Origin of the sequence: Kribbella sp. VKM Ac-2569 (assembly GCF_004216905.1) — a bacterium.
In the GTDB taxonomy this organism is placed as follows: Bacteria; Actinomycetota; Actinomycetes; order Propionibacteriales; family Kribbellaceae; genus Kribbella.
Genome location: NZ_SGXJ01000001.1, coordinates 122,964 through 138,823, shown reverse-complemented (window position 1 = coordinate 138,823; position 15,860 = coordinate 122,964). Strand labels below are relative to the sequence as shown.

Here is a 15,860-nt window from a genome sequence, read left to right as displayed (position 1 = left end):
ACAGCCAGATGACGAGCGCGCCGATCGTCACCCACGGGCTGACCAAGCGGTTCCACGGCGGCCAGGTGGCCGTGGACGCGGTCGACCTGGAGGTGCCGGCCGGCAGTGTGTTCGGCTTCCTCGGCCCGAACGGGTCGGGGAAGACGACGACGATCCGGATGCTGCTCGGCCTGATCGCGCCGACGTCCGGTGAGGTCGAGCTGCTCGGCGAGCCGATGCCGAAGGCGCACCTGCGGGTCCTGCCCCGGGTCGGCGCGCTGGTCGAAGGACCGGCGTTCTACCCGTTCTGGACCGGCCAGGCGAATCTGCTGCGGTTCGACGCCGCCGACCGCACCGCTGATCCGAAGACCCGGAAGGCACGCGCCGGTGAGGCGCTCGAGCGGGTCGGGCTGTCGAACGCGGCCGGTAAGAAGGTCCGCGCGTACTCGCTCGGCATGCGTCAGCGGCTCGCGATCGCGGTCGGGCTGATGCAACGCCGCGAGCTGCTCGTGCTGGACGAGCCGACGAACGGCCTCGACCCGCAGGGCACCCGCGAGGTCCGGCATCTGATCCAGGAGCTCGCGCGCGACGGTACGACGGTGTTCACGTCGACCCATCTGCTGGCCGAGGTCGAGCAGGTCTGCACGCACGCGGCCGTGATGAGCCGCGGGAAGCTGCTCCGGCAGTCCACGGTCGAGGACCTGCGCGCCGAGCTCCGGCCGCGGCTGGTCGTGCGTACGCCGGATGCCGGGACGGCGGCCGAGACGTTGCAGGGGTTGGGCGTGACGGATCTGAAGACGAGCGGTGAGACCGTCGAGGGCGATCCGGGCGAACTGCCGATCGAGAAGTTCGCGGCCGCGCTGGTCGCCGCCGACGTCCGCATCCACGGCTTCGGCCTGGAACGCCCCAGCCTCGAAGACGCCTTCGTAGCACTCACGGGGGAGGGCTTCGATGTCGCCGAATGAAGTAGCAGCCGAACCAACCGAGGCATTGGCTGTTGGGGAGCGGCCGAGTGCTGGGCGGCATACTCTCGCGTTGTTCCTGTCCGAGTTGCGGTTGGTGTTCGGGCGGGCTCGGACTCAGGTGGGGCTCGGGGTGCTGGCCGCCGTACCGCTGCTGATCGGGGTCGCGATCAAGATCGCCGGCTCGGACAGCGGCGCCGAGGGGTTCATCGGGCAGATCGCCGGCAACGGCCTGTTCCTGATCGTCGCCAGCCTCGGACTGTCGCTGCCGTTCTTCCTGCCGACCGCGGTGACCGTGATCTCGGGGGAGTCGCTGGCCGGTGAGGCCAGCCTCGGCACGCTACGCAACCTGCTCACCGCGCCGGCCGGCCGGTCTCGGCTGCTCGCCGCCAAGATGGTTGCCCTCGCGGTCTTCTGCCTGGCCGCGACGATGACGATCTGGATCTCCGGCCTGATCGTCGGCTTCATCCTGTTCCCGGTCGGCGACGTCCTGCTGCTCTCCGGCTCGACCGTCTCGCTCGGCGAAGGCCTGCTCCGCGCGCTCGGGATCGCCGTCGTGATCTCGCTGTCGCTGCTCGGACTCGCCGGCATCGGCCTGTTCGTGTCGTCGCTGACGTCGACGCCGCTGGCCGCGATGGCGGCGACGTTCGGCACGTTCATCGTGCTCGGCATCCTGACCGCGATCCCGCAGCTGCACGCGATCCACCCGTGGCTGCTGATCTATCGCTGGCAGTCGTTCGCCGACCTGCTCCGCGACCCGCCGTACTGGCACGAGATAGGACGCAACCTGCTTCTCCAAGGCGGCTACCTGGTCGTCTTCTACGCCGCCGCCTGGGCGAAGATCACCAGCCGCGACATAACCTAGTGTCCCGTGACCAGCTCTCTGGATGGCGACCTCGTGGCCGTCCTGCGCTGTCCGGTGTGTGCTGACCGGCTGGCGCTGGACGACCGTACGGCGCGCTGCCCGCGCGGGCACGCGTACGACCTGGCCAAGCAGGGCTACCTGAACTTGTTGCCCTCGGCCTCGAACGGGATCGAGGGCGACTCGGCCGCGATGGTCGGCGCCCGCACGGTGTTCCTGGGCACCGGCCACTACGGACCGATCCGGGACGCGCTGATCCTGCAGGCCGGGCTGGGCGAGGACGACCTGGTCGTCGAGGTAGGCGCCGGCACCGCCTACTACCTGTCCGGTGTCCTCGGCCTGTCTCCGCACCGCCGCGGGATCGCGCTGGACGTGTCGAAGTACGCCGCCCGTCGCGCGGCCCGAGCGGACCCACGGATCGCTTCCGTGGTGTGCGACGCGTGGCGTGAACTGCCGTTGATGGACGGCGCGGCGAATCTGCTGCTGAACGTGTTCGCCCCCCGCAACGCCGCCGAGATGGCCCGCGTCCTGGCTCCTGACGGCCGGCTGCTCGTGGTCACACCGAACCAGCAGCACCTCGGCGAGCTCGTCGAGGTACTGGGGATGGTCAGCGTCGACGAGCAGAAGGAACGTCGCCTGGAGGAGTCGCTCGCGGGGGAGTTCGAGCGCGTCGGCACCGAACTGGTCGAGGAGACGATGCGGCTCGACCGGTCGGCCGTGGAGCAGTTGGTACTGATGACGCCGAGCGCGCGCCACCTGGACTACCGCGAGCTGCTGCAGCGGATCGGCGTACTCCCGGAGCCGATGCTCGTCACGTTGTCGGTGAACTTGTCGACGTGGTCGCGGACCTCCAGCACTCCACAATCGGCCTGACAGCGGTCCGCCCACGCTCAGCCTGCTCGCCGGCGGGCAATTGTGTAGTGCTGGAGGTCCGGTCGGTCAGGCTGCCTGGCCGCCGATGACTTCGCGGGCGACGACGGTTCCGTGGTTCTCGGCCTCGACGTGTGCCTCGGACTCCGAGACCTTGGAGGCGTCGATCAGCTCCTCCATGCCCGGGGTGACCGGGGCGAGGGTGAGCTCCGCGGCGGCGGTCCGGAGGTTCATCCCGAAGACGTCGCCGAAGATGCGCTCGAGGTACGGCGTGGCGTGGTCCCAGCCGTGCTTCGGCGAGCCCGGCCCGTAGCCGCCGCCGCGGGCGAGCGCGAAGATCGCCGGCCGCCCGGCCAGCGGGCGCGAGCCGAAGGCGAGGTCCTTGTCGATCACCAGCAGGTCGATCCACGTCTTCACGTGCTGGGCGATGCCGTAGTTGTACATCGGTACGGCGAGCAGGACCGCGTCGGCGCTCACGATCTCCGCCTTGAGTTCGTCGGCGATCGCCTGGGCCTCGGCGAGCGGCATCCGGTCAGACTCGGCGACCGGCTCCTGGCCCACCTGGGCCGCGGCCAGGGTCGGCCACACGGTGGCGGGCAGCGGGTGCTGTCCGAGGTCACGCCGTACCACGACACCGTCCGGGTGCTCAGCCTTCCAGGCGGCTTCTGCGCTGTCCGCGAGGGCGCGGGACACCGAGCCGTCCAGCCGGATGCTGGCGTCGACGCGTAGCAGGGTGCTCATTCGTTGTTCTCCATAGGTGAGGGGGCGTGCTCGTATTGAGCTGCTTTGAAGATAATCTGTGAAGCAGAACATATTCAAGTCAGATCGTATTCCGAGTGGCGTACACCACGTACGATGGGGACATGCCCAGTACTCCGCCCGACGTCGCGGCCCGAGGTACGCGAGGGGTCGAGCCCGCGGTCGCCAGTGGCGCACCGGTGGAGGCCGACCTCGGCTGGGCGCTGGGCGTCGTCTTCCGGCGGTACGCGAAGGCGTCCGCGGCGGCGCTGGAGGGGTTGCCCGGCGGACCGCGGGGCTACCAGGTCCTTGCGACGACGAGCGCCGAGGGACCGAAACGGCAGCTCGACCTGGCCGCTCAGCTCGGCGTCGACCGGACCGTGATGACCTACCTGCTCGACGACCTGGAGAAGGCAGGCCTGGTGCAGCGCCGGCCCGACCCGGCCGACCGCCGGGCGCGGCTGATCGCGCCGACTGATGAAGGCCACGAGGCCCTCTGTGACCTCGAGCGGCGGCTACGGGCCACCGAGGACGAGATGCTGGGCATCCTCGACGAGTCGGAGCGATCCAGTTTCCGGATGCTTCTGCAGCGGCTGGCGATGAAGGCCAACGCCGTCGACCCGCTGCACAATGCCTGCACCCTCGCCGAAGCGGACGACCCCGCCAACACCTAGTGCAGCGGCACGAAGCCTGACTCGTAGGCGCGGATCACCGCTTGGGTGCGGTCCCGGGCATTGAGCTTGGCGAGCACGTTCGCGACGTGGGTCTTGACCGTCTGCAGGCCGAGGATCAGCTCCGCGGCGATCTCCGCGTTCGACAATCCGCGCGCCATCAGCCGGAGCACCTCCTGCTCGCGCTCGGTCAGCTGGTACCGGTCGAGTCCGCTCGCCGCCGGGGCGCCGACATGGGCGAGAGCAAGCGCGCGGATCGCCTCCGGGAACAGCAACGACTCGCTCTTCGCGACCGTCCGGATCGCCGCGATGATTTCGTCCGGCGGGGTCCGCTTGAGCAGGAACCCGGACGCTCCGGCGCGTAGTGCGTCGTACACGTAGTCGTCGTTCTCGAACGTCGTGACGACCAGGACGCGCGGCGCCGGGTCGAGGTTGTCCAGCAGCAGCCGGGTGGCCTGGATGCCGTCCACCGCGGGCATCCGGACGTCCATCAGTACGACGTCCGCGCCGGTACGACGTACCAGCGGGAGCACCTCCGCCCCGTCGCCGGCCTCACCGACGACCGTGAGGTCCTCCTCGGCGTTGATGATGGCCCGCAACCCGCTACGGATCAGCGGCTCGTCATCGACCACGACCACCGACAGGTTCATGTCATCCCTTCGTCACGCTGACGGGTAACCGCACTGCCAGTTGCCATCCCGGGTCGTCCTGCCAGTCGACCGGGCCGGCGTCGACGGTTCCGCGCAGTACGGCGACCCTTTCACGGATCCCGGCCAACCCGCGGCCGCCCCCGGAGTGATCCGACGTGCCGCTGACCGGGTTGGTCACGGCGAGCCGCAGCCCGGACGCGTCGAGGCAGATCGACAGGTGCACGACCAGTTCGCCGGCCGGGCGTCCGGCGTGCCGGATCGCGTTGGTCAGGCCCTCCTGGACGATCCGGTACGCCTCCCGGGAGACCGCGGCCGGCAGTTCCTCCAGTGCGCCCGACCGTTCGACCTCGATCGTGATCCCGCCGGCCCGGGTGGCGTCCACCAGCCGGTCCAGACCTCCGAGCGTGGTGTGCGGCGAGGTCCGGGAACCCGGTCGCCGGTCGTCGCGGAGCAGGCCGAGTACGTGGTCGAGATCGGCCAGCGCCGCCCGGGCGGAGGTCTCCATCGCGGCCAGCGCGGTCTCGGCGAACTCCGGATCGCTGGCCAGAACCCGGCGCGCGGCCGCCGCCTGGATCGTGACCAGGCTCAGCGCGTGCCCGACGCTGTCGTGCAGCTCCCGCGCGAGACGGTTGCGCTCGGCAAGTGTCGCGGTCTGCTTCTCGAGGAGCTCGATGCGCTCCGCCGCGGTCGGGCCGAGCACGCGGGGCGCCAAGTACGCCAGCAGCGCGCCGACGGCGGCCGACAGCAGGAACAGTCCGGCGAGACCGCCGATCGCCGCGGCCGGCATCCACAGGTCGGTCCAGTTGCCGTGGACGTCGTACGACCAGCCGGGGACGACGTCGCGCGCACCGGGGGAGCGGAACGGAGCGGCCAGCCAGATCGCGCCGAGACCGAACACGATCGTGCTGAGGATGCCGACGACGCCGCCGGCCAGCAGGTGCAGGCAGAACCACACCGTGGTCCGCCGTCGCTGCGGCCAGGTCCGCGCCGGACCGAGCGGCCGCTCCTCGAACCGCACCGCGAGCAGCGACTCGACCGCGATGCCCTCGACCTCGCGGACAGCGGGCAGCAGGCCGAGCACGATCGGCGGCACCAGGGCCATCAGGACCCAGATGGTGCTGGTGGCAACCTTCGGCAGGCCGAGATCGGAGACCACCGCGCCGAGCGCGCTGCCGACGAGGATGAACGCCAGGACCAGCGCCGCGCCGAGCAGCAGGTACACCCAGCGCAGGTACGTCGACGGACGCCACAGGCAACTGATCGCCCGCCACACCCGTCGCGTCACTTCTTGCCCACCTCTCGCACCGTCACATCCTGTCAAAGCCGGGCGAGTGCCACCTCCCTCCCCGGAGGGAACGGAGGGAAACCCGTGATTCCGGACGGACCGGGTGGGTTGGGTCACGAGGAAGTTGAGGGTTTACGCAAATTTGACGGAGTGTCGCCGAGTTCGGTCTCTGCGGGCGTCGCGATCTGCTGCTCAGGCAGGTACGGTCTGTGGTCGGGGCGGGTGCCCGTCCGGTTACAGCATGTGTTTCGGACAGGTATGGGGAACGGCTCCAGGACGGGTGGTCAGCAGGACCGCGAGGACCCGGCGCGGCGGACGTTAAGTCCCCGTGAAGACCCCGCGGGTGAATTGACCACCTTTCAATATTTGATGTTTGATCAAATATCGGGACGAGAGAGGTCGATATGAGGTTGAGGCGTTCCGTCATCGCCCTGATGGCGGTCCTGGGGCTCGCCCTGGTGAGTGCGTGCAACGGTGACGACAGCGGCAAGCAGGCCGACGGCGACGGGCTGCAGAAGGTCAGCTACCTGACGTCGTTCAACACCTTCGGGCGTGAGGCGTACGCGTACGTCGCGCTGGACAAGGGGTACTTCAAGGACGCCGGGTTCGACGTCAAGATCACCCCCGGCAGCGGCACCGTCGACGTGATGAAGCTGGTGGCCGGCGGTCAGGCCGACTACGGCATCGGCGACTTCACCGCGGTCGCGATCACCCTCGCCAAGCAGAAGCTCCCGGTCACCACCGTCGGCATGATCCACCAGCGGTCGATGGCCGCGATCATGTCGCTCGAGGGCCTGGGTATCAACAGCCCGAAGGACCTGCCCGGCAAGACGATCGGCGACCAGCCGGGCTCCACCAACACGGTGATGTTCCCGGTCTATGCCAAGGCGGTCGGCATCGATCCGAATTCGGTCACGTTCCTCCCGTCGCCGCCGCCCGGGCTGCCGACCCTGCTGGCGTCGGGCAAGGTTCAGGGCATCGGCCAGTTCGTGGTCGGCCAGCCGCTGATCGAGAAGGCCGACAAGGACAAGCACCGCAAGGCGATCGTGCTTCCGTACGGCAAGGCCCTGCCGCAGCTGTACGGCAACGCGATCATCACCCGGTCGGACCTGGCCAAGGACCACCCGGACCAGGTGAAGAAGTTCACCAACGCGCTGCTGAAGGGCCTGCAGGACACGCTGAACGACCCGGCTGCCGCAGCGGCGACGCTGAAGAAGTACGTGCCGAACACCGATCTCGACGTTGCCACCGAGGAACTCAAGATCATGAAGGACTACATCAAGCCGGAGGGCTTCAACGGTCCGCTCGGTGACGTCACGGAGGAGCGGGTGCAGAAGGTCATCTCGCTGCTCGAGGAGTCGAAGGCGATCGGCTCGGGCGTGATCAAGCCCGAGGACCTGGTGACGTTGAGCCTGGCGCCGAAGAGCTGAGGTTAGGAGTACTGGAACCGGATGATTCGCCTGGACGGCGTGGGGCAGGTCTTCGACGGACGCGAGGGCCGGGTGACCGCCCTGGAGAAGATCGACCTGCACGTTCGCGGCGGTGAGTTCGTCACGCTGATCGGCCGGTCCGGCTGTGGCAAGTCCACGCTGCTCCGGCTGATCGCGGGACTGCTGCCCCCGACGTCCGGTGCGGTTCAGGTGGCGGGGGAGCCCGTCACCGGACCGCGCCGGGACGTCTCGTTCATGTTCCAGCGGCCGGCGCTGCTGCCGTGGCGTTCGGTGTTGTCGAACGTGATGCTGCCGGTCGAGATCGACAAGGGCACGGGCGATCGCGGCAAAGCGGCGTACCGGGACCGGGCTCATCAGCTGCTCGAACTCGTCGGGTTGCAGGGGTTCGAGCGGCGGCTGCCGCACGAGCTGTCCGGCGGGATGCAGCAGCGGGTGTCGCTGTGCCGGTCGCTGATCCGCGACCCGCAGGTGATGCTGATGGACGAGCCGTTCTCCGCGCTCGACGCCCTCACCCGGACCGAGCTGTCCGAGGAGCTGCAGCGGATCAAGATGGAGCTGTCCACCACGATCGTGTTCGTCACGCACTCGATCGAGGAGGCCGTCCTCCTGGCCGACCGGGTGGTCGTGCTGACGCCGCGGCCGGGCCGGATGCGGGAGGTCGTCGACATCGACATCCCACGACCGCGCAGCCTCGGCCAGAACGCGCACCTCACCGAGGTCGCCGCGATCAGTGGCCAGTTGCACGCGCTGCTGGCCGAGAAGGAGTCCGGCGAGGTGCGCCCGGTCGACGAGGTGCGGCCGCGATGACCCGGCGAACGATGCCGAGGCGGACCTGGCTGACCGATTCCCCGGTGGCCGCCGTCGTACTCCCGATCATCGGCCTGGCGGTCGCGATCGGGTTGTGGTGGGGCGCGACGATCGCGTTCTCGATCCAGCCGTACCTGCTGCCGAGTCCGTGGGACGTGGTGGTCAAGTTCTTCGAGCAGCCCGGCTACCTGCTGCAGGAGACCGGTACGTCGTTGCTCGAGACGATCGAGGGCTTCCTGCTGGCGATCGTGATCGGCGTACCGATCGCGCTGGTGATCGTCCGCTCGGTGGTCCTCGAGCGGCTGGTGTACCCGCTGCTGCTGATGGTGAACTCGATCCCGAAGGTGGCGATCGCGCCGCTGCTGGTGATCTGGATGGGCTTCGGGCAGTGGCCGAAGGTCGTGATGGTGCTGCTGATGTGCTTCTTCCCGATCGTCATCTCGACCGCGCAGGGGATGAAGTCGACGCCGACCGAGCTGGTCGAGCTGATGCGGTCGCTGAACGCGAGCCGGGCGCAGGAGTTCTTCAAGCTCCGGCTGCGGTACGCGATGCCGCAGATCTTCACCGGGTTCAAGGTGGCGATCTCGCTGGCCGTGATCGGTTCGGTGATCTCGGAGTTCGTTGGCGCCACCAAGGGACTCGGGTACGTCATCCAGCAGTCCGGCGCGAGCGCGGACACCACCCTGGCGTTCGCCGCGATCACCCTGCTGAGCGTGATGAGCATCGTCTTGTTCTACGCGTTGGTCCTGCTGGAGCACTGGCTCCTCCCATGGGCCCGGGAGAAGCGATGACTGTACTGATGCCACGCCTCCGGCGCGGCGGGTCATCGGGCTGTAACTCCCGTCCTTCCCTCGTCGCTCCGGTCGCTTCGCTCCCTCCGCTCCTCAGTCCAGGACGGGAGGCCCGATGACCGCTCAAGCCTCTGATGCGGATCGGCGGGTGCTGGTTCGGCCGGAGTGGCTGGAGGCGACCGTGGCGGGGGTGTTCACGGCGCTCGGGTTCGACTCCGCGGACGCGACTGAGATCGCCACGGCACTCGTCGAGGCCGACCTGCGCGGTGTCAGCTCGCACGGCGTGATGCTGGTCCCGATGTACGTCGAACGCCTGAACGCCGGCGGTGTGACCCGGGAACGCGAGCTCGACATCCTGTTCGACGCCGGTGCCGCGATGGTGGTGGACGCCCGCGGCGGGATGGGCCAGCTGTCGAGCCCGCAGGCGATGCGGCACGCGATCGAGCGCGCCGGCCGGTACGGGATCGGCATCGTCTCGGTGCGCAACGCCCACCACTTCGGCGCGGCCAGCCGCTGGGCCATGCAAGCCGGCCAGGCGGGGTGTATCGGTATCGCGATGTCGAACACCACGCCGCTGATGCCCGCCCCGGGCGGCGCGGAACGGCTGGTCGGCAACAACCCCCTCGCGATCGCGGTGCCGACCACGGCCGGCGTGGAGATCGTTCTGGACATGGCGTTGTCGGCTGTTGCCCTGGGCAAGATCAGGCTCGCGGCCTCGGCCGGGCGGACGATCCCGGACACTTGGGCCACCGACCCCTCGGGGACGCCGACGACGGACCCGGACGAGGCCGTGCTCGGCATGCTGTTGCCGGCCGCGGGCCACAAGGGCTTCGGGCTGGCGCTGATGATCGACGTACTCACCGGCGTACTGAGCGGCGGCGGGTGGGGCGACCAGGTCCGCCCGCTGTACCGGGAGCCGGACCGGCCGAACGACTGCGCGCACCTGTTCCTGGCGATCGACCCGGAACTGATGGGCGGCGTGGAGGACTTCAAGCGCCGCTCGTCGGGGCTGGCCGCTCGTGTCCGGGGGAGTGCGACGGCGCCCGGAGTGAACCGGCTGTACCTGCCGGGGGAGATCGAGGCCGAGCGCTCGGCGCAGCAGCGGCGCAACGGCGTACGGATCGAACGGTCGGGACTGGACGGGCTGCTGGCGGCCGCACGCGCGGTCGGCGCCGTCATTCCGTCGGGAGGGATGTTGAGCTGATGCCGAAGACACAGGTTTCCACCGATGCGCTGCGGAGCCCGAACGGGGTGTTCTCGCAGGCGACCACGATCGAGGCGACCGGGCGGCTCGTGTTCGTCTCCGGGATGACCGCCCGCCGTCCGGACGGCAGCATCGCCGGCGTGGGGGACGTCCGGGAGCAGACCCGGCAGGTGTGCGAGAACGTGAAGTCGGCGGTCGAGGCCGCCGGCGGCACGCTCGCGGACGTCTGCCGGGTGGATGTGTACGTGCGCAACATGGAGGACTTCGCCAAGATCCACGAGATCCGGGCGCAGTACTTCACCGAGCCGCTGCCGGCCTCGACGATGGTCGAGGTCAGCAAGCTCGCGCACCCGGACTATCTGATCGAGATCAACGCGATCGCCGTGATCGCATGACCAGGGGGTGAACTCGTGATGCGTGGCGTTGAGTGGACTTGAGATGAAGTACGTGGTGGTGGAGTACGCCGGGAGCGAGCGGCCCGGCGTACTCGACGGTGACTCGGTTCTGTTGCTCGATGCAACGGATCTGACCGAGGTGATCGCCGGTCCGGCCGAGGTGGTGGACAAGATCCCTTACAGCGAAGAGATCTTGCGTGCGCCGCTGCGGCGGTTCCGGCGCGACATCCTGTGCACCGGGTGGAACTACTGGGACCACTTCGAGGAGAGCAAGGGCAAGCGCGAGGGCCAGGACGTGGACCGGCCCGAGCACCCGACCTTCTTCACCAAGGGTCCGGACGTGGTGATCGGCCCGTACGACGATATCGCCTGGGACCCGGCGATCTCCGCCAAGTGGGACTACGAGGCCGAGGTCGCACTGGTGATCGGCAAGACCGGCAAGAACATCCCGGTCGGCGAGGCACTCGACCACGTCTGGGGTTACACGCTGGCCAACGACGTGTCGCAGCGGGACCTGCAGCGTGCGCACGGCGGGCAGTGGCTGAAGGGCAAGAGCATCGACGACACGATGCCGCTGGGTCCGTGGATCGTCACCGCCGACGAAGTGGGCGACCCGCAGGACATCCACCTGCAGTGCCTGGTGAACGACGACGTACGGCAGGACGCGTCGACGCGGCAGATGGCGTTCGACGTGGCCACGCTGATCAGTGAGCTGTCTTTCGGTATGACGTTGCGCCCGGGTGACCTGCTGCTCACCGGTACGCCGGCCGGCATCGGGAACGCCCGCGAGCCACAGGTGTTCCTGCAGGACGGCGACGTGATCGTCACCCGGTCCGACAAGCTCGGCTCGTTGCGTAACCGGGTGACGCGGGTATGAGCGGGCCTTTGGAGCTGTTGCCGGGTGCCGGCAAGGGAGGTCGCCGTACCCTCGCCGAACACGCGGCCGCGGAGCTGCACCAGCTGATCCTGTCCGGCGAGCTACCCAGTGGTACGCCTCTTCGCCTGGTGGAGCTGGCCAGCCGGCTCGAGATGAGCCAGATGCCCGTGCGTGAAGGGCTCCGTCGGCTCGAGGCACTGGGCCTGGTCGAGATCATCCCGCACCGTGGCGCGTGGGTACGGGACCTGTCGCTGGCGGACCTGCGAGACACGCACGAGACGCGGCTGGCGTTGGAGAGTCTCGCCGTACGCGCGGCTGCGGCCCACTTCACCGAAGAGGACCTGACGAAGGCAGCGGCCGCACTGGCCGAGCACCTCCGGTTGTCGCGCGCGGAGGACTCCGCTGGTGCCCGTGAGGCTCATGCGGACTTCCACTTCGCGATCTACCGGGCCAGCGGTTCGCAGTGGTTGCCGCGAGCAATCGAGCCGGTGTGGCAGAACAGCGAGCGGTACCGTTTCGGCAGCCGTCCCACCGCATTCCTGATCGAGCGGAGCCGGCAGGAGCATCAGGCGATCTTGGACGCGTGCGTGGCACGGGACCCGGACGCGGCAGAGCAGGCGTTACGTAGTCACCTTGCCGGCGCGTTCCAGCGGATCACCGAGACCATGACATCGAAGCAGGCATCGAAGCAGAAGGAGACGCCGTGAAGGTGAGCTTCGACGCGACCGGTGAAGTCGTGGTGATCACAGGTGGCGCCCAGGGCATCGGTGCTGCGCTGGCCACCGCGGTGAACGCCGCAGGCGGTACGGCGGTTGTCTTCGACGTCACAGCGCCGGCTGGCGGCGTCCAGCACGTCAAGGTGGACGTGGCTGACCGGTCTGCGGTCGAGGCTGCGGTAGCGGGTGTGCTGGAGCGGTACGGGCGTATCGACGGTCTGGTCGCCGGTGCGGCGGTGCAGCCGCGGTCGACGGTGCTGGAGATGGATGCGGCCGAGTGGACCCGGACGTTGCAGGTGAACCTGGACGGGGTGGTCTGGGCGTGTCAGGCCGTCGTACCGCACATGGTGGCGCGGCAGTCCGGTTCGGTGGTGGTGTTCACGTCCGGGATGGCGTCGACCGGGTTTGCGGGCGCTGCGGCGTACGCGGCGAGCAAGGCGGCGCTGGTGGCGTTCGCCAAGACGCTGGCCGTGGAAGTGGCCGGCGACCGGGTCCGGGTGAACGTGGTTGCGCCGGGGGTGATCGACACCGAGCAGTTCCGCGGTGCGAACGCCGGTGCGGACCGGGAGCACTGGCAGGACACCATAGGTATCGGCGACCCCGAGGACGTGGTCGGCCCGTTGCTGTTCCTGCTGTCCGACGCGGCCGCGATGACCGGGTCCGTGCTGACCCGGGAACGCGCTTTTGCCAAGCTCACAAGCTTCGTGGAGTGAACGAGTGAACCAACTGCCTGTTGCCGTGGTGGGTGCCGGACCGATCGGTCTGACCACCGCGCTCGGTCTCGCGCACTACGGCATCCCGTACGTGCTGCTGGAGGAGGACGCCGTCCTGTCGTCCGACACCAAGGCCGGTACGACGCTCAGCCGGACGCTGGAGATCTGGAACCGGTACGGCGCGGTCGACGGCATCCTCGGTGCCGCGCTGCGGATCGACGAGATCGGCGACATCGACCGGGCCACGAACACTCCGCGCGCCTCGGTGCAGCTGGCCGAGCTCGTGAACGACACCCAGTTCCCGTTCGTCATCAACCTGCCGCAGCAGAAGATGGAGCCGCTGCTGGCGGCAGCTCTTCCGGAGCCGGTGCGGACGCAGCACCGGATGACGTCGTTCGAGGTCCGCGACGATCGCGTCGTACTGCAGCTGGAGACCCCTGACGGTCCGCAGGAGCTGGAAGCGTCGTACCTGCTGGCGTGTGATGGTGGGCGTTCGCGGATCCGCGATGCGCTCGGTGTGAAGGTGGTGGGGGAGACCCTGCCGGAGCGGTACATGCTGATCGACGTCGTGGTGGACCTGGACGTCGACAACGCCAGGGACTACCCGTACCTCGCGTACTTCGCGGACAAGTCCGAGTGGATGGTGCTGATCCGGCAGCCGGACAACTGGCGGTTCCTGTTCCCGCTGGCGGCTGGCGCCGACGCGCCGGGTGACGAGGACCTGCTGGTGAAGGTGAAGCAGTTCATCGGTGAGGTGGACCGGATCGAGCTGCTCGGCTCGGTCGTCTACAACGTGCACCACCGGGTCGCCGAGCAGTGGACCAAGGACCGCAAGGTTTTCCTGATGGGCGACGCGGCACACCTGATCACGCCGATGTGGGCACTCGGTCTGAACACGGGTGCGCTGGACGCGTCCAACCTGCCGTGGCGGCTGGCCTGGGTACTGCGTGGCTGGGCTGATCCGTCGTTGCTGGACGGCTATGAGCGAGAGCAGCGGCCGGTGGCGATCGAGGGCTCGGGCGAGATGGCGGAGGCGGCCCGCAAGTACATGTCCTTCCAGCGTGGTGCTGTCACCGAGGACACGGGCGCGTGGGCCACGGCGTACAACAGGACGCTGCTGAGTGTGCGGCTGGACGTCGAGGGTAAGGGCGACTGGTCGATGGTGGCCACGTCCGCCGCGCCGCCTGCCGTACGGGCGGGGGACCGGGCGCCGGACCTGGTGCTGCAGAGCCCAACCGGTCGTACGTCGATCCACGACCTGTGTCGCGACTCGTTCGTGGCGCTCTACTTCACCGACGTACGGCGTCGGCCGGAGGTCCCGGTGAACGAGTCGCCGGCGTTGCAGCACTACGCGGTGTCCCGATGGGACGCCCCGCACGACTCCGGTCTGCGGGACAGGGCGCTGTTCGATCCGGGCAGCATCGCCACCAAGAGGTACGGCGTACCGGCGGACAGCGTCGTACTGATCCGGCCGGATGGTCACATCGCCGCGGTTGCTCCGATGGGTACTGGTGTGGCGGAGGAGCTGTACACGCGGGTCACGGGTCGGGAGGTGCCATGAGTTTCGACCAACCGTTGCAGGAGATCCTGTTGCAGACGGACGACCTGGAGTGGGTGGAGAAGTCGCTGGACGGGCTGTCCCACAAGATGCTGTGGCGGGACCCGGTGACCGAGGCGTCGATCGCACTGGTGCGGTTCGAGAAGGGCTCGGGCATCCCGTCGGAGCACAAGCACGCGTCGAACCAGTTCATGTTCTGCCTGTCCGGCCGGTACGTGTACCTGCCGACCGGGACGACGCTGACCAAGGGCAGCTTCTACTGGAACCCGAAGGGCGTCGTGCACGGTCCGACGCGCGCCGAGGAGACCTCTGTCCTGCTGGAGGTGTACGACGGTCCGCACTACCCGGAGCGTCCGGACTTCTACGACAACGACGAGGACGCCCGCTGACATGGCCGGTTGGGACGTCCACACGCACCTGATCCCGCCGACCGTGCTGGCGGCGGCGCATCGGGGTGAGTTCGGGCTGTCCGTCGACAGCGGTTCGCTGGTTGTCGACGGGGAGCGGCTGCCGCTACGTCGGCTCGCCGACCCGGCTGCACTGCTGCACTGGATCTCGTCACAGGACCTGGACGGTGCTGTGGTGTCAGTGCCGCCGGCCCTGTTCCGGTACGACGAGAGCCTCGAGTGGACCGAGCTGGTGAACCAGGGGCTCCGGGAGCTCGCCACACCGCAGCTGCGCGTCCTGGGGCACCTGCCGCTGCTCGACCCGGCAGCACCCTCTGTAGCTGCCGGACTGGCCAGTGAAGGCGTCTTCAGCGGTTTTGCCCTCGGTACGCCGAGCTACGCCGGGCTGGATCCGGTGTGGCGGGTGCTGGACGCGCTGGAGGCGTTCACGCTGATTCACCCGGGACACAGTGACGACAAGCGGCTCGATTCGTTTTACCTGTCGAACCTGTTGGGGAATCCGTACGAGACCGGACTGGCGGCGGCTTCGCTCGTCTTCGCGGACGTGCCGGGGCGGTTCCCGGGAATCCGGTTCTGTCTGTGCCATGGGGGTGGTGTGACGGCGGCCGTCGCCGGACGGTGGCAGCGCGGGATCGACCAGGAACGCCCGGGGATCAAGCCGGTGTCCTTGCCGGTGGCCGAGGCCCTGCGCCGCTTCTACGTCGACGACCTGGTCCACGACGACGCCGTACTGGAGTTGCTGACGAAGACGTTCGGGCCCGAGCGGGTGCTGGCCGGGAGTGACTGGCCGTTCCCGATGGGCAGCGACGAGGTGTCCACAGTGCGAGCCTCAGGGCGGTCCGCCACGGTCGAGATGCTGACCCGGCCGCTGGCGAAGGAGGTCGCCGAGTGGTGAGACATGTGTTCCGTCTGGTCGAGGTTGTG

Annotated in this window: 18 protein-coding genes; 15 read left to right on the top strand and 3 right to left on the bottom strand. The window is 68.8% G+C overall.

Features of this window, described 5'->3' with window-relative positions; genetic code table 11:
- The first annotated feature begins 8 nt into the window (after nucleotides 1–8).
- The 3 genes from EV649_RS00655 to EV649_RS00645 are packed head-to-tail and all read left to right on the top strand — an operon-like array spanning nucleotide 9 to nucleotide 2,676.
- On the top strand, nucleotides 9–944 hold the full coding sequence (locus EV649_RS00655) for an ABC transporter ATP-binding protein (protein ID WP_130379418.1): 936 nt from the start codon (nucleotides 9–11) through the stop codon (nucleotides 942–944).
- Nucleotides 931–1,806, top strand: coding sequence for an ABC transporter permease (locus EV649_RS00650; protein ID WP_130379416.1), 876 nt, complete (start codon nucleotides 931–933; stop codon nucleotides 1,804–1,806). The genes EV649_RS00655 and EV649_RS00650 overlap by 14 nt, the downstream gene beginning before the upstream one ends.
- A gap of 6 nt (nucleotides 1,807–1,812) precedes the next feature.
- Nucleotides 1,813–2,676, top strand: a complete 864-nt coding sequence (locus EV649_RS00645) for a putative RNA methyltransferase (RefSeq protein WP_241997629.1) — start codon at nucleotides 1,813–1,815, stop codon at nucleotides 2,674–2,676.
- A gap of 66 nt (nucleotides 2,677–2,742) precedes the next feature.
- Here EV649_RS00645 and EV649_RS00640 read toward each other — a convergent pair whose 3' ends face one another.
- Nucleotides 2,743–3,414, bottom strand: a complete 672-nt coding sequence (locus EV649_RS00640) for an NAD(P)H-dependent oxidoreductase (protein ID WP_130379414.1) — start codon at nucleotides 3,412–3,414, stop codon at nucleotides 2,743–2,745.
- Between the two features lie 122 nt (nucleotides 3,415–3,536).
- Between EV649_RS00640 and EV649_RS00635 the strand changes: the two genes are divergently transcribed.
- Nucleotides 3,537–4,085 (top strand): MarR family winged helix-turn-helix transcriptional regulator, encoded by a 549-nt coding sequence (locus EV649_RS00635; RefSeq protein WP_130379412.1) that lies wholly within the window; start codon nucleotides 3,537–3,539, stop codon nucleotides 4,083–4,085.
- Here the strand turns inward: EV649_RS00635 and EV649_RS00630 are convergent.
- Both EV649_RS00630 and EV649_RS00625 read right to left on the bottom strand, forming a co-directional pair.
- On the bottom strand, nucleotides 4,082–4,732 hold the full coding sequence (locus EV649_RS00630; RefSeq protein WP_130379410.1) for a response regulator transcription factor: 651 nt from the start codon (nucleotides 4,730–4,732) through the stop codon (nucleotides 4,082–4,084). The genes EV649_RS00635 and EV649_RS00630 overlap by 4 nt on opposite strands.
- A gap of 1 nt (nucleotide 4,733) precedes the next feature.
- Nucleotides 4,734–6,017 carry a histidine kinase gene (locus tag EV649_RS00625; RefSeq protein WP_241997628.1) on the bottom strand — a complete coding sequence of 428 codons (1,284 nt, stop codon included), beginning with the start codon at nucleotides 6,015–6,017 and terminating at the stop codon, nucleotides 4,734–4,736.
- A 404-nt stretch (nucleotides 6,018–6,421) separates the two neighbouring features.
- Here EV649_RS00625 and EV649_RS00620 point away from each other — a divergent pair, with 404 nt between their 5' ends.
- From EV649_RS00620 to EV649_RS00570, 11 genes are all read left to right on the top strand, one after another.
- Nucleotides 6,422–7,447 carry an ABC transporter substrate-binding protein gene (locus EV649_RS00620; RefSeq protein ID WP_130379408.1) on the top strand — a complete coding sequence of 342 codons (1,026 nt, stop codon included), beginning with the start codon at nucleotides 6,422–6,424 and terminating at the stop codon, nucleotides 7,445–7,447.
- Nucleotides 7,448–7,468: 21 nt separating this feature from the next.
- Nucleotides 7,469–8,275 carry an ABC transporter ATP-binding protein gene (locus EV649_RS00615; RefSeq protein ID WP_130379406.1) on the top strand — a complete coding sequence of 269 codons (807 nt, stop codon included), beginning with the start codon at nucleotides 7,469–7,471 and terminating at the stop codon, nucleotides 8,273–8,275.
- On the top strand, nucleotides 8,272–9,066 hold the full coding sequence (locus EV649_RS00610; RefSeq protein WP_241997627.1) for an ABC transporter permease: 795 nt from the start codon (nucleotides 8,272–8,274) through the stop codon (nucleotides 9,064–9,066). Before EV649_RS00615 ends, EV649_RS00610 begins: the two co-directional genes overlap by 4 nt.
- A gap of 115 nt (nucleotides 9,067–9,181) precedes the next feature.
- Complete coding sequence (locus EV649_RS00605; protein WP_130379404.1) at nucleotides 9,182–10,270, top strand: Ldh family oxidoreductase; 1,089 nt, start codon at nucleotides 9,182–9,184, stop codon at nucleotides 10,268–10,270.
- Entirely contained in the window at nucleotides 10,270–10,665 is a 396-nt protein-coding gene (locus tag EV649_RS00600) for a RidA family protein (protein ID WP_130379402.1), read from the top strand. The genes EV649_RS00605 and EV649_RS00600 overlap by 1 nt, the downstream gene beginning before the upstream one ends.
- Before the next feature lie 43 nt (nucleotides 10,666–10,708).
- Entirely contained in the window at nucleotides 10,709–11,542 is an 834-nt protein-coding gene (locus EV649_RS00595; RefSeq protein WP_130379400.1) for a fumarylacetoacetate hydrolase family protein, read from the top strand.
- Complete coding sequence (locus tag EV649_RS00590) at nucleotides 11,539–12,249, top strand: GntR family transcriptional regulator (RefSeq protein ID WP_130379398.1); 711 nt, start codon at nucleotides 11,539–11,541, stop codon at nucleotides 12,247–12,249. Before EV649_RS00595 ends, EV649_RS00590 begins: the two co-directional genes overlap by 4 nt.
- The gene (locus EV649_RS00585; RefSeq protein WP_130379396.1) at nucleotides 12,246–12,971 is read left to right on the top strand and encodes an SDR family NAD(P)-dependent oxidoreductase; all 726 of its coding nucleotides are present in this window, start codon (nucleotides 12,246–12,248) and stop codon (nucleotides 12,969–12,971) included. Before EV649_RS00590 ends, EV649_RS00585 begins: the two co-directional genes overlap by 4 nt.
- A 4-nt stretch (nucleotides 12,972–12,975) precedes the next feature.
- The gene (locus EV649_RS00580; RefSeq protein WP_130379394.1) at nucleotides 12,976–14,532 is read left to right on the top strand and encodes an FAD-dependent monooxygenase; all 1,557 of its coding nucleotides are present in this window, start codon (nucleotides 12,976–12,978) and stop codon (nucleotides 14,530–14,532) included.
- The gene (locus EV649_RS00575) at nucleotides 14,529–14,918 is read left to right on the top strand and encodes a cupin domain-containing protein (protein WP_130379392.1); all 390 of its coding nucleotides are present in this window, start codon (nucleotides 14,529–14,531) and stop codon (nucleotides 14,916–14,918) included. The genes EV649_RS00580 and EV649_RS00575 overlap by 4 nt, the downstream gene beginning before the upstream one ends.
- Nucleotide 14,919: 1 nt before the next feature.
- Nucleotides 14,920–15,831 (top strand): amidohydrolase family protein, encoded by a 912-nt coding sequence (locus EV649_RS00570; protein ID WP_130379390.1) that lies wholly within the window; start codon nucleotides 14,920–14,922, stop codon nucleotides 15,829–15,831.
- Nucleotides 15,832–15,860 lie beyond the last annotated feature (29 nt).

Excerpts from the sequence above, each read along its gene's own strand:
- EV649_RS00655 (WP_130379418.1), top strand. The coding sequence starts at position 9 with ATGACGAGCGCGCCGATCGTCACCCACGGGCTGACCAAGCGGTTCCAC.
- EV649_RS00650 (WP_130379416.1), top strand. The coding sequence starts at position 931 with ATGTCGCCGAATGAAGTAGCAGCCGAACCAACCGAGGCATTGGCTGTT.
- EV649_RS00640 (WP_130379414.1), bottom strand. The coding sequence starts at position 3,414 with ATGAGCACCCTGCTACGCGTCGACGCCAGCATCCGGCTGGACGGCTCG.
- EV649_RS00635 (WP_130379412.1), top strand. The coding sequence starts at position 3,537 with ATGCCCAGTACTCCGCCCGACGTCGCGGCCCGAGGTACGCGAGGGGTC.
- EV649_RS00630 (WP_130379410.1), bottom strand. The coding sequence starts at position 4,732 with ATGAACCTGTCGGTGGTCGTGGTCGATGACGAGCCGCTGATCCGTAGC.
- EV649_RS00620 (WP_130379408.1), top strand. The coding sequence starts at position 6,422 with ATGAGGTTGAGGCGTTCCGTCATCGCCCTGATGGCGGTCCTGGGGCTC.
- EV649_RS00615 (WP_130379406.1), top strand. The coding sequence starts at position 7,469 with ATGATTCGCCTGGACGGCGTGGGGCAGGTCTTCGACGGACGCGAGGGC.
- EV649_RS00610 (WP_241997627.1), top strand. The coding sequence starts at position 8,272 with ATGACCCGGCGAACGATGCCGAGGCGGACCTGGCTGACCGATTCCCCG.
- EV649_RS00605 (WP_130379404.1), top strand. The coding sequence starts at position 9,182 with ATGACCGCTCAAGCCTCTGATGCGGATCGGCGGGTGCTGGTTCGGCCG.
- EV649_RS00600 (WP_130379402.1), top strand. The coding sequence starts at position 10,270 with ATGCCGAAGACACAGGTTTCCACCGATGCGCTGCGGAGCCCGAACGGG.
- EV649_RS00595 (WP_130379400.1), top strand. The coding sequence starts at position 10,709 with ATGAAGTACGTGGTGGTGGAGTACGCCGGGAGCGAGCGGCCCGGCGTA.
- EV649_RS00590 (WP_130379398.1), top strand. The coding sequence starts at position 11,539 with ATGAGCGGGCCTTTGGAGCTGTTGCCGGGTGCCGGCAAGGGAGGTCGC.
- EV649_RS00575 (WP_130379392.1), top strand. The coding sequence starts at position 14,529 with ATGAGTTTCGACCAACCGTTGCAGGAGATCCTGTTGCAGACGGACGAC.
- EV649_RS00570 (WP_130379390.1), top strand. The coding sequence starts at position 14,920 with ATGGCCGGTTGGGACGTCCACACGCACCTGATCCCGCCGACCGTGCTG.